Below are 11,526 nucleotides of genomic sequence, written 5' to 3' on the forward strand. Positions count from 1 at the left end.
GAGTCAAGAAGGTAAGAGAAATTTTCTTTTGTTCTTATTTTCTTGAAGGAAAATATATTAATAGAATGAGGATACAAATGAAAAAATGGAAATTTATGATCGGAGCGACTCTCATGAGTCTAGCCCTTATGGGTTGTGCAAAAGCTAATCAACCCTCATCACCAGAAGCAGCTAAAAATGCTCAAACGGTGACGATTGGTTATACCCAATTCCCAACCAATATTGATCCGGCAGATGAATATAATGGTTGGTTTACTGTTCGTTATGGAGTTGGAGAAACCTTATTTAAAATGGATGATCAATTAGTCCCTCAACCCTGGCTAGCTGAAAAAATCGAACAAATTTCTCAATTAGAGTGGAAAATCACCCTTCGCAATGATGTCACTTTCCAAAATGGGGAAAAGATGACAGGTGCTAAGGTGGAAGCCTCTCTAAAACGACTGATTGAAAAGAGTAAGCGCGCGGCTGCTGACCTTGGAGTAGAGAGTATCAAATCTGACGGTCAAACTGTGACCATCAAAACAAAATCAGAACAGCCCATTATGAAGAATCTACTAGCAGAGCCTTACTCTGTTATTGTAGACGTAGATGGAAAAGCTGCCTCAGATAAAGCACCAGTAGGGACAGGACCATTTCTCATCAAGACATATACGCCAGAAACAGGAGCTACTTTAGAGGCCTATGAAAACTATTGGGGTGGTAAAGCGAAGGTCGCACAGGTTCAGATTAAATATTTCTCTGATCCGACAGCCATTTCTGCAGCCCTTCAATCCAAAGAAGTTGATGCTGTTTATGGGCTCCCATATGCTAATTTAGCAAGCTATAAGAAGGACAGCCAGTATAAAATTTCTGAAAAAGAAGGTGGCCGTTACTTAAGCTATGTCTACAACTTTGAAAATCCTTATGTAGCAGATGATCAGTTCCGTCAAGCTTTGGATACCTTGGTCGACAAGAAAACTTATACAGAATCCCTCTTTAAAGGTGCGGCCGTACCAGCTACTGGACCGCTCCCTTCTAGCTCCGATTTTGCCTTAGATAAAAGTGTTCATGAGTTTAATGTAGAAAAAGCTAAGAAACTGTTAGATGAGGCTGGCTACAAGGATACCGATGGCGATGGCTACCGTGAAAAAGATGGAAAGAAAGTCACGATTGAATTGCTCTCCTTTACCCGTTTACCAGAAATGCCGTTAGCCATTGAAGCTTCTCAACAACAATTAAAAGAGGTAGGAATTGAAGCGAAGATTCGTAAGGTGGAAGTGAGTGCTGTCGCAACGGAGAAAGATTACGCCTTCACGCCTTATGCCGTCGTAGCTGCTCCGATTGGCGATCCATATGCTTACTTTAACTCAGCTGTCAAAACTGGGGGAGTAGGAAATGTCGGTCATTATAGCAATGCGGAAGCTGATCAGAAGATCGAAGCGCTAGCAACTGAGACCGATCAGAAAAAACGGATCCAATTGAGCAAGGACATTCAAGCCCTTATGGATAAGGATCATGGGTATACGATCATTGGATTTTATAAAGTTGCTATCGTCATGGACAAATCCATCTCTCATTTGGAATCCCATCCAACAGATTATTATCATGTAACCAACAAACTCTCGAAGGAGTAAAGCTATGTTGCAACTGACGAATGTCACGGTTTCTTCCCCGTCAAAGGTTATTTTAGATCGACTTTCTCTAACCGTTTCGGCAGGTGAAGCAGTCGGAATCGTCGGAGAAAGCGGAAGTGGCAAAACAACGATTTTAAAACTGCTTTTGGGTCTTCCCTTGAATGACTTAGTCTTTACCCAAGGCAGGATTTCTTATAGGGATCAGGCCATCAGCCCACAAAAGAAGCGGGTTTCTTATCCCTTTGTGGGGACAGAACTGGCCTGGATTACCCAACAGTCCAGTCTCGGTTTTAACAATAACCGTAAAATCAAGCACCATTACGAGGATCTCGTCAAGAGTCATGGCTCTCAAGTAGAAAAGATGAGATCGTTAGAGGAATGCCTCCAGATGGTTGGCTTAGATCCAGCACAGGTTCCATCAAAGTACCCTTTTGAACTCAGTGGAGGTATGATGCAACGAGTGGCCATTGCTTTGGCCTTAGCCAGTCATCCTAAATTGCTCTTAGCAGATGAGCCGACCAGTGCCCTGGATGTTCTCTCCAAGGAATCGTTTATTCAAACCTTGATTGAATTGCTAAGGACCGAAGAATCTAGCCTCTTATTTGTTACTCATGATATGAGTGTTGCAAAAAGGTTGGCAGATAGGATCTTGGTTATGAAGGAGGGGAAGATTGTGGAAGAAGGAAGTCGCGATCATATTTTCCAAAATCCGCAACATTCTTACACCCAGAAGTTACTAAGGGCTATTCCAAAATTAAAATTGTAGCAGGAGTCACCAAATGACCTATTTACTCGAATGTAAAGATCTCACTCATCATTATAATGATCCGCTTCATCATCTAGCAGGTGTTTTTGATGTCTCCTTTACGCTAGAAAAAGGGCATCGGCTTGGTTTGGTTGGAGAATCCGGTTCGGGTAAAAGCACCATTGCCAAAATTCTGAGTCGACTCCTGAATCTGCAAGAGGGAAGTATTCAGTTCTTGGGGCAATCGCTGACGACTTATACAGACTTTGAGTTTTACAAAAAGGTGCAATACATTTCTCAACAGCCCCAAGAAGCCTTTCATCCCAAAAGGACCTTACAAGCCAGTTTAGAAGAGGTTTGTCAGAATTTTAAGATTTGTAAGACTAAGAAGGAGATGGAAGAGCAGATTCACCAACTCTTGGAAAGGGTTGGCTTGCATCCGGATCTGGCGCAGCAGTTTCCCCACCAATTAAGTGGCGGAGAATGTCAACGGATGGCTATAGCCAGAGCTCTCTTGGTCCAGCCTGACTTATTGATTTGTGATGAGATCACCAGTGCCTTAGACGTGACTGTCCAAGAGGGAGTGATGGACCTTCTACAAGAGATTCAGAATAGCTCCCAAACTTCTTTTCTCTTTATTTCACACGATATTGCGCTGGTCAGCCAATTTTGTGATGAAATCATGGTACTAAAAGATGGAAAAATTCAAGAGAAAGGGGTGATGTCAGACGTTTTGCGAAATCCTCAATCAGACTACACCAAAATGTTGATGAAACCATATCAGGAAGAAGGAAGGGAGCTATGATAAGATATTTCATCAAATTACTGTTTCAAATGGTTTTGATTCTGCTCTGTGTTAGCTTTCTTTCTTTCTTGTTAGTGTATCTAGCCAAAGGGGACCCTGCAGAAAGTATCTTAAATGCGCAAGGAATTCCTTATACCAAAGAACTACTAGAGATAAAACGAGCTGAGATGGGCTTTAATGATAGTTTTATACTGCAATATCTGAGATGGTTAGGAAACATCCTCCAAGGGAATTTTGGGATCAGCTATCGTACAGGAGCTCCAGTTTGGGATCAATTGGTCTTTTACTTTCCAAATACGATCTATCTAGGGATCCATATCTTGTTAGCAACGCTTGCCATTTCCCTTCCTCTCGCGATATATGCAGCCTATCATATCGGTAGTGGACTGGATCGATGTATAATGACGGTTTGCGCATTTTTAAATGCCATTCCTAGTTTTGTCATTGGAATTCTCTTAATGCTTGTCTTTTCGGTCAAGCTTGGCTGGTTTCCTATTCAGTCAACCGCAAATGAATGGGGCTTAATTTTACCGATTTCTACCATGGCCCTGACCATGTCTACACGCTATATTCCTCAATTAAGAACGGCCATCATAGATGAGCTGCAGTCACCAGCAGTCGAAGGGGCCAGAGGACGTGGCATACCGGAAGGTCGCATTCTATTTAAGGATGTCTTGTATAATACCCTTCCCTTTTTGTTGACATTGGTGAGTTTGTCACTGGGTTCTCTGTTAGGAGGTGTTGCTATCATAGAGTATTTATTCTCTTGGCCAGGAATTGGAAAAATGCTGATTGCAGTTGTGGTCAATCGGGATTATCCTCTAGTCCAAGGTGCTGTTCTGGTGATTACACTTGGGGTATTGCTTGTCAATTTTACCACCCAAGCCTTGATTACCTGGCTAAATCCGAAGGCCCGTCTATCGCAACCAACCCCCTTCCTTCTTTTTAAAAAAGAGGTCATTCCTAAAGGAAATGGAGGGGCTAAGTGATGAAAAAAGTTAGTCACCGTAACCTCTATCTCTTGGCTGGCTGCCTTCTCTTGGTTCTAGTAGTTTCTTGTCTGTCTCCCTTCTTTTTAGGAGACAGCATCACCAAGGTCCATTTAGAAAATGCCCTCCAAGCACCCAATAGTCAAGAATGGTTTGGTACAGATGCTGTGGGCCGGTCTGTATTTGCTCGAACTCTGAGTGGTGGAGTACAAACCATTGTGCCTGCAGTCGGGATCCTCCTCTTTGTAACCCTTGTTGGTTCCTTGATTGGAGTGACCAGTGCCTTGATAGGCGGGAAGTTGGATCGTGCTATTTTCTTGTTCATTACGGCTTTTCAGTCCTTGCCATCCATCGTCTTAGTGATTGCTATTGTGAGCCTGTTAGGAGTGGGATTGCAACAAACGGTCATAGCCATTGGCTTAACGGCTTGGACCAAGTATGCCTATATCACGCGGTCGCTGACCCTGCGTTTAAAAAATGAATTCTACATTCAGTCAGCAAAAATGTATGGAAATAGTTTTTGGAAGACCATCAAACATTACTATGTTCCTAGTCTATTTCCACAAATTGTCACCACCATGATCTTTAATGTTTCAACGATCATCATGGAGATTGCTGGCCTTAGTTTTGTTGGACTAGGCGCGCAGGCCCCGTCTCCAGAATGGGGAGCCATGATGAATGATGGTCGCACCTATATCCAGGAGGCTCCCTGGATCGTCGCTTTTCCTTGCATCTTCTTAATCGGGGTCATTTTATTGATTACAAAATTTGGAGATGCCTTACATACTAGTGTTAATAAAAATAATCAATCATGAGGTTTTTATAATGAAGAAATTTTGGAAATTAGCTGTTACGAGTTTAGCAGTTTTGTGTTTAGCTGCTTGCCAGCAGAATGGCAAGTCTTCAGACAGTAGTGGTGAAAAAGATAAAATCACGCTTGCTTGGGGAGAAGACTTCGGAGATGTCAATCCTCACGTATACAATCCAGATCAATTTATTATCCAAGATTTGGTGTATGAAGGTCTTGTCCGTTACGGAGACAATGGGAAAATTGAGCCTGCCTTAGCAGAGAGCTGGAAGGTTAGTGAAGATGGGAAAACCTATACTTTCAACTTGAGAAAAGCCAAATTCTCAGATGGCTCTGATTTCAACGCAGCTAATGTGAAGCGGAATTTCGATACGATCTTCTCAAAAGAAAACAAAGGAAACCATGAATGGTTTAACTTTACCAATGTTTTGGATAGTTACAAAGTTGTTGATGATCATACCTTTGAAATTACCCTTAAAGAACCATACAGTGCCACACTTTACGATCTTTCTATGATTCGTCCAATTCGTTTCTTAGCAGATGCCAGCTTCCCGGATGGTGATGATACAACTAAGAATAAAATCAAATCTCCTATTGGTACTGGTCAATGGGTGGTCAAAGATAAAAAATCCAACGAATACATCACTTTTGCACGGAATGAAAACTACTGGGGTGAAAAACCAAAACTGAAAGAAGTGACCATCAAGATTATTCCAGATGCCCAAACACGTGCCCTAGAATTTGAATCTGGAAAAGTAGATTTGCTGTATGGAAATGGTGTGATTGGTTTAAATACCTTCGCTCAATATAAGAAAGATAAGAAATATACAACAGATGTTTCGCAACCAATGTCTACTCGCTTGTTGCTTTTGAATGCCAAACAAGAAGTCTTTCAAGATAAGAATGTTCGTAAAGCAATTAACCATGCCATTAACAAAAAAGAAATTGCAGAGAAATTGTTCATGGGGGCAGAAACTCCTGCCGATACCATCTTCTCTAAATCAACTCCTCACTCAGATGCTGGCTTAAAACCATATAAATTTGATAACAAAGAAGCAGAAAAAATGTTGGATGCTGCTGGTTGGAAGAAGGGTTCTGATGGAATCCGTGCCAAAGATGGCAAGAAGATGGAATTGAATTTCCCTTACATTTCTACAAAAGCAACTGATAAAGATCTTGCAGAGTATTTCCAAGGCGAATTGAAGAAAATTGGTGTCGAAGTGAAATTGACGGCCATGGAAGAAGACGATTATTGGGCAAATGCGAAAACAGGAAACTTTGATATGATGCTCACTTTCTCTTGGGGAGCTCCATGGGACCCTCATGCCTGGATGACAGCATTGACAGCTGAGTCTGCACATGGTCACCCAGAAAATGTTTCTCTTGAAGCCCTTCCAATTAAGAAGGAATTGGATGAAACCATCAAACAAACCTTGACAGAAGCTGACGAAGATAAAGTAGATGCTGGCTATAAGAAAGCTTTGACCTTGCTCCATGAAGAAGCAGTTTATATCCCATTGACTTATCAGTCAGTGATCTCTGTTTATCGTACAGGTGAGTTGAAAAATGTTCGTTTTGCTCCAGAAGAAAATGCCCTTCCAGTTCGCTATATCGAAAAAGTGAACAAATAAGGACAAGGTCTTGAATGAAGTAGACAATGTGGCCTCCATCAAAGTGACAATCCTTTTATTTTGATATGGGACTCCGCTTTAGAGGATCAATGTTGATCTTTTAAAGCGGATTACATTGTTTTAGGATCTACGTTTTATATGATATGAAAGCTGTTTTAAAAAAAATTATTAGTTTTATAAGTGGTTTACTTGTTATCTCTATTATTACCTTTATCCTGACCAAATTTACGTCACAGGATCCAGCAGAGAATTATCTGCGAATTCGGCATTTGCCAATCACTCCAACAGCTCTTGAAAATGCAAGAAGCTATTTGGGCTTGGACAAATCCTGGATTGAACAATATCTATCTTGGTTCGTAAAAGTTCTTCACCTGGACTTTGGAACCTCTTATTTACTGAAGGAATCCGTTGTCAGTTTAATTGCTGGTCGTTTCCTATCCACTTTTTATTTAGGAGTGACTTCCTTTATTCTGATTATTGTCGTTTCTATTCCCATTGGGGTTATCAGTGGCTTGAAGACCAATTCCTTCTTTGACAAATGCGTGCGCTTCCTTGGCTTTACCTCGGTATCCATGCCTGCCTTTTGGTTGGGATACATGTTGATTTTTATTTTTTCTGTGAAATTAGGCTTATTGCCTGTATCTGGTAAAAATGAACCTCTCAGCATCGTCTTACCAAGTATCACCTTAAGCTTTTCGCTGATTGGCCAATATATTGCCTTGGTGAGAAAGGCTGTATCGACCCAGTTGGAGAGTCCACATGTTGAAAATGCGCGCATGAGAGGGGTTAAACTACGCTATCTTTTACCCAATCATATTCTTCGAAATGCTTTGCCATCCATTGCGACTGGTTTAAGTCTAACCTTTGTCTATTTGATGACGGGTTCCTTGATTGTTGAAGAAGTTTTCTCCTGGAATGGATTAGGCAGTTTGTTTGTAGAGGCGATTCGTTCGATCGATACACCTTTAATTCAAGGATGTATGATGTTATTTGGCTTATTATTCTTATTAAACAATGGCATGACGCAAGCGGTCAATCACTGGATTGACCCACGAGTAAGGAAGAGAGGTAATGGATCATGAAAAAAAGTGTGATGTTTTCCATTTTCATATTAGGTCTCTTGGTTTTCCTTGCTTTGTTTGCCTCTTTTATAGCGCCTTATGATCCGCAATATGTAGATGTTTCTAATAAGCTCTTAAGTCCAAGTCCCCAACATCTTTTAGGGACAGACCAATTGGGAAGAGATGTTTTTTCGAGACTCTTATATGGTGCACGCTATTCCCTATTCTTAGCTGTCGCAATTAGTGTCTTAGAAGTAGTGACCGGCTTTATCGTAGGTTTGGTTGTAGGTTGGTATCAAGGAAAAATGGAAGGTGCCTTTCTTTGGCTGACCAATGTTTTGATGGCCTTTCCGAGTTTTCTTCTTTCACTTGCTACTGTTGGAATCTTGGGACAAGGGATGAGCAATATGATCATTGCCATTGTCATTATCGAATGGATCTACTATGCAAGGATTGTGACAAATCTGGTCATTTCTACCAAACAAGAGCCCTATGTGATTAGTTCCCAGATCATGGGAATGGGATCATTTCATATCCTCAAAAACCATATTTTGCCCTTTATCTACAAACCAGTACTGGTGATTCTTCTCATGAACATTGGGAATATCATTCTGATGATTTCAGGATTTTCATTCTTAGGAATTGGAGTCCAACCCAATGTTTCGGAGTGGGGCTTAATGTTGCATGATGCGCGGGCCTACTTCCGAGTGGCACCTTGGATGATGATCGCACCAGGCTTAGCTATCTTTTTAACCGTCATTTCCTTTAACCTATTTGGTGAATATATCGAAGAGAAAGGAGAGAAGAATGGAATCATTCATCATTAAAGATCTTTCTCTTGTCGATCAGGAGGAGGCTCGTCTGGATCGGGTTTCCTTCACCCATCCCTTGGGAGAATCCCTGCTAGTGGTGGGAGAAAGTGGATCTGGAAAAACGCTCTTAACTAAGGCTTTAATAGGGATTATTCCTCGGAACATGAAACAGACCGGATCGATTCATTATGGAGAACTCCACCTAGATTCTTTTTCAGACAAAGACTGGAACGCCTTTAGAGGGCAGAAGATCGCCTATTTGGTTCAAAATCCCATGTCCATGTTTAATCCCTTTCAAACGATTTGGACGCATTTCTATGAAACCATAAAAAGTCATTCAACTCTTTCCAAAAGTGAATGCCGCAAGAAAGCTCTTGACGTTTTAGAAAAGGTTCGGATCGCAAATCCAGAATCAGTTCTTTATCAGTATTCCTTTGAACTAAGTGGAGGCATGCTCCAACGGATTATGTTAGGCATGATCTTATGTCTAGATCCCGAAACGATTATACTAGACGAACCAACCTCAGCAGTCGATCGGGTGAATCGTGAGATGATCCTAAGCTTGATCAAAGACTTACTGGCTCAGCACAAGACGGTTATTACCGTTACCCATGACTATTATTTAGCCAGGGAACTCGGGGGCAATATGTTGGTCTTGGAGAAGGGCAAAGTCGTTGAATTTGGAAAAACCGAGGATCTTTTGACAGCTCCAAAAGAAAGCTATACCAAGGAATTATTTTTAGAACAAGATTTGAAGCAGGTGATCAGAAATAATGCTGGAATGTAAAGATATTACGGTCAACTATCAAGGAAAAACTGTATTAGACCATTGCAATCTATCCATCAAAAAAGGTGAAATTGTCGGAATTATGGGAGAAAGTGGGAGTGGCAAGTCCACGCTGGCAAGAGTCATCTTAGGAATTGAAAAGCCAACTCAAGGACAGGTTCTCTTAGAAGGCAAAACCTATTCCATCAAAGAGGATGGCGTTCGCATCTTAGTCGTTTTCCAAGATTCCTTTCACTCAGTCAATCCACGATTTACTGTGAGAGAAATCTTGCTAGAAGCTCTTCCCAAAGATTTTCCGATGGAGCAGGTCGACACTGTTTTAAAAGAGGTAGGTTTACCATCAGAAGCACTAGAAAAAAGAGCAAGAGAATTAAGTGGTGGCCAGTTGCAAAGAGTTTGCATTGCCAGAACCTTGCTCCTAAACCCAGATGTCATTATTTTTGATGAATCTCTCAGTGGTTTGGATCCCAAAACCCAGGTTCAGATTTTACAATTGCTTTATAAGATTCATGGTAAGTATCAGAATACCTTTATCTTCATCGCCCACGATGAGCAATTGTGCCGGGCCATTTGTGATCGCATCCTGATCTTAGAAAATGGTCAATTTACCCGTGAAATTCAGGATCTATCGGAAGCGACCTGATCTTCCAAGGGAACAAGAAGCAATAAAAAGGAGAAAAGTGTGAAACAAACATTTGAAACACGTAAATTATATTTTGGATTTCCTGTATTTTTCTTAGGATACAAGGATGATGCGCATGGATATAATATTTCGACCTCTAGTTCAGCCTATACTCTCGGTAGTATGATGGTGGTCGCTATGAGAACCAAAGGAAATGCCGTCACAGAAATTAAAAAACACGGATCGTTCACCGTGAATATCCCTACAGAAGAGCTCTTAACAGAGGTTGAAATTGCTGGTTTTAATAGCCGCAAGGACAAGTTTGCTCTTACAGGTCTAGACTATACAATTGGGGAAACAGTAGACGCTCCAATGGTAACGGCTTGTCCAGTTTCCATTGAATGCCAAGTTGTTGAATTTGTCGAATGTGGAGCATTGACCAATATTATCGCTCGTGTAACCCGTCGTGAAGTAGAAGATGACTTGATTGACGAAGATGGTACCTTCAAGAGCGATACTTTCTCACCGATCAGCTATATTGGAGATGGAGCTGGCCGTTATTATAGAAACTATAAAGATGGTGGCGTTCAAATGGGAAGCATCATCAAGAAAATCAGAGAAAATGAAGAATAGCAGAAAAAGGCTAGGGGACCCCTTAGCCTTTTTACTTTCCAAGCGCCACTTTTCTAAGAAGGGCTTTGCGTTTTCGTTCCTCTACCATGCTTAGAAACTCTTGGTAGGCTTTTTCTAGGTCAGCTTGGTATCCTTGTGGGACCTTAAATTCCAACTGATCCAGAAAGACAGGAGCACTGGTCCCTTTATAGATTTCTCCTTGAAAGAAGTAGTTCTTGCTGACAATGTCGATAGAGAGTTGCGAAGAACGCCAACGTCTCTTGCGCGTGTGTTTGGGTTTCCATCGAAGTTTTAGCTGCTGATCTCGCAAGTACCAGCCCATGATTTCAAGGCTGGCCCTTTGTCCAGTTTTAGGGTCCAGATAGTCAGCTGGGATGCTGAAGACCTTGCCCCCACGTTTACTATATAAGAAGGGATGAAAATCGGGAATGAAGTCATAGTCTTTGCTGGAGACAACCGATAGATCATCAGGAGCTCCCACCTCAGAACGGCTCGTATAACGAAAAGGATCAAAGTCTGCCAGGCTTTTTGCTGTTCTTTTCCATTCGAGTTCATAAGCCGTGACCTGGTCCCCTATAGTACGTGTCGACTTTAGAAAAGAAAGGACGTCCTCGTGAGCCTGATAGAGAGCAACGATGTTCTTTAACCGCGCTTCCTCAGAAAATTCGTACAGATCTCGGGGGAAAGCCAAAACGTAAAGAGTATGAAGCGCTTCAAGAGGGACAGCAGCGATGCCCTCTAAGAGCTCCTGACGGTCGATGAGACTAGCATGGGCAAATAAAAGGCTTTGCCCAGAATCTTGTTCTAGATCAATCACAAACAGTTGCATCTCTCTTTTAAAGAGGAGAATGAAAGTATCCGCTGTTTCCTTCTCAAAACGAACCAACGGAATGGAAGAATAATGGTGGTAGGGCTTTAAGGCAAGATAAGTCCCCAATGTTTCTGTGATATAATGCATTTTTCTATTGTAACATAAGAAAGGAAGAACTCAAAAAAACCACTCCCGAAAGGGAAGTGGTT

At 41.6% G+C, this 11,526-nt stretch carries 12 protein-coding genes; 11 read left to right on the top strand and 1 reads right to left on the bottom strand.

Features of this window, described 5'->3' with window-relative positions; genetic code table 11:
- Nucleotides 1-77: 77 nt before the first annotated feature.
- The 11 genes from AB5Y61_RS00440 (at nucleotide 78) to AB5Y61_RS00490 (ending at nucleotide 10,506) form a co-directional block, all read left to right on the top strand.
- Nucleotides 78-1,613: an ABC transporter substrate-binding protein gene (locus AB5Y61_RS00440; protein ID WP_439145103.1), complete on the top strand. Its 1,536-nt coding sequence runs from the start codon at nucleotides 78-80 to the stop codon at nucleotides 1,611-1,613.
- Between the two features lie 4 nt (nucleotides 1,614-1,617).
- On the top strand, nucleotides 1,618-2,379 hold the full coding sequence (locus AB5Y61_RS00445) for an ATP-binding cassette domain-containing protein (RefSeq protein ID WP_368402556.1): 762 nt from the start codon (nucleotides 1,618-1,620) through the stop codon (nucleotides 2,377-2,379).
- Nucleotides 2,380-2,392: 13 nt separating this feature from the next.
- Nucleotides 2,393-3,163: an ABC transporter ATP-binding protein gene (locus AB5Y61_RS00450; protein WP_368402558.1), complete on the top strand. Its 771-nt coding sequence runs from the start codon at nucleotides 2,393-2,395 to the stop codon at nucleotides 3,161-3,163.
- On the top strand, nucleotides 3,160-4,152 hold the full coding sequence (locus tag AB5Y61_RS00455) for an ABC transporter permease (RefSeq protein ID WP_368402559.1): 993 nt from the start codon (nucleotides 3,160-3,162) through the stop codon (nucleotides 4,150-4,152). Before AB5Y61_RS00450 ends, AB5Y61_RS00455 begins: the two co-directional genes overlap by 4 nt.
- Nucleotides 4,152-4,967 carry an ABC transporter permease gene (locus AB5Y61_RS00460; RefSeq protein WP_368402561.1) on the top strand — a complete coding sequence of 272 codons (816 nt, stop codon included), beginning with the start codon at nucleotides 4,152-4,154 and terminating at the stop codon, nucleotides 4,965-4,967. Before AB5Y61_RS00455 ends, AB5Y61_RS00460 begins: the two co-directional genes overlap by 1 nt.
- A gap of 10 nt (nucleotides 4,968-4,977) precedes the next feature.
- Nucleotides 4,978-6,591, top strand: coding sequence for a nickel ABC transporter substrate-binding protein (gene nikA / locus AB5Y61_RS00465; protein ID WP_368402563.1), 1,614 nt, complete (start codon nucleotides 4,978-4,980; stop codon nucleotides 6,589-6,591).
- Nucleotides 6,592-6,734: 143 nt separating this feature from the next.
- Nucleotides 6,735-7,673 carry an ABC transporter permease gene (locus AB5Y61_RS00470; protein ID WP_368402565.1) on the top strand — a complete coding sequence of 313 codons (939 nt, stop codon included), beginning with the start codon at nucleotides 6,735-6,737 and terminating at the stop codon, nucleotides 7,671-7,673.
- On the top strand, nucleotides 7,670-8,479 hold the full coding sequence (locus tag AB5Y61_RS00475) for an ABC transporter permease (RefSeq protein ID WP_006596236.1): 810 nt from the start codon (nucleotides 7,670-7,672) through the stop codon (nucleotides 8,477-8,479). The genes AB5Y61_RS00470 and AB5Y61_RS00475 overlap by 4 nt, the downstream gene beginning before the upstream one ends.
- A complete protein-coding gene (locus AB5Y61_RS00480; protein WP_368402567.1) occupies nucleotides 8,460-9,251 on the top strand; it encodes an ATP-binding cassette domain-containing protein in 792 nt (263 codons plus the stop codon). The genes AB5Y61_RS00475 and AB5Y61_RS00480 overlap by 20 nt, the downstream gene beginning before the upstream one ends.
- Nucleotides 9,238-9,894 (top strand): ABC transporter ATP-binding protein, encoded by a 657-nt coding sequence (locus tag AB5Y61_RS00485; RefSeq protein ID WP_368402568.1) that lies wholly within the window; start codon nucleotides 9,238-9,240, stop codon nucleotides 9,892-9,894. Before AB5Y61_RS00480 ends, AB5Y61_RS00485 begins: the two co-directional genes overlap by 14 nt.
- 39 nt (nucleotides 9,895-9,933) lie before the next feature.
- A complete protein-coding gene (locus AB5Y61_RS00490) occupies nucleotides 9,934-10,506 on the top strand; it encodes a flavin reductase family protein (protein WP_368402569.1) in 573 nt (190 codons plus the stop codon).
- Between the two features lie 31 nt (nucleotides 10,507-10,537).
- Here AB5Y61_RS00490 and AB5Y61_RS00495 read toward each other — a convergent pair whose 3' ends face one another.
- On the bottom strand, nucleotides 10,538-11,464 hold the full coding sequence (locus tag AB5Y61_RS00495) for a hypothetical protein (protein WP_368402571.1): 927 nt from the start codon (nucleotides 11,462-11,464) through the stop codon (nucleotides 10,538-10,540).
- Nucleotides 11,465-11,526: the final 62 nt, after the last annotated feature.

The sequence above is a fragment of the Streptococcus parasanguinis genome (assembly GCF_040908565.1).
In the GTDB taxonomy this organism is placed as follows: Bacteria; Bacillota; Bacilli; order Lactobacillales; family Streptococcaceae; genus Streptococcus; species Streptococcus parasanguinis_AC.

Coding starts and splice junctions, on each gene's coding strand:
- AB5Y61_RS00475 (WP_006596236.1), top strand. CDS start 7,670: ATGAAAAAAAGTGTGATGTTTTCCATTTTCATATTAGGTCTCTTGGTT.
- AB5Y61_RS00480 (WP_368402567.1), top strand. CDS start 8,460: ATGGAATCATTCATCATTAAAGATCTTTCTCTTGTCGATCAGGAGGAG.
- AB5Y61_RS00445 (WP_368402556.1), top strand. CDS start 1,618: ATGTTGCAACTGACGAATGTCACGGTTTCTTCCCCGTCAAAGGTTATT.
- AB5Y61_RS00470 (WP_368402565.1), top strand. CDS start 6,735: ATGAAAGCTGTTTTAAAAAAAATTATTAGTTTTATAAGTGGTTTACTT.
- AB5Y61_RS00440 (WP_439145103.1), top strand. CDS start 78: ATGAAAAAATGGAAATTTATGATCGGAGCGACTCTCATGAGTCTAGCC.
- AB5Y61_RS00485 (WP_368402568.1), top strand. CDS start 9,238: ATGCTGGAATGTAAAGATATTACGGTCAACTATCAAGGAAAAACTGTA.
- AB5Y61_RS00460 (WP_368402561.1), top strand. CDS start 4,152: ATGAAAAAAGTTAGTCACCGTAACCTCTATCTCTTGGCTGGCTGCCTT.
- AB5Y61_RS00495 (WP_368402571.1), bottom strand. CDS start 11,464: ATGCATTATATCACAGAAACATTGGGGACTTATCTTGCCTTAAAGCCC.
- AB5Y61_RS00455 (WP_368402559.1), top strand. CDS start 3,160: ATGATAAGATATTTCATCAAATTACTGTTTCAAATGGTTTTGATTCTG.
- nikA (WP_368402563.1), top strand. CDS start 4,978: ATGAAGAAATTTTGGAAATTAGCTGTTACGAGTTTAGCAGTTTTGTGT.
- AB5Y61_RS00450 (WP_368402558.1), top strand. CDS start 2,393: ATGACCTATTTACTCGAATGTAAAGATCTCACTCATCATTATAATGAT.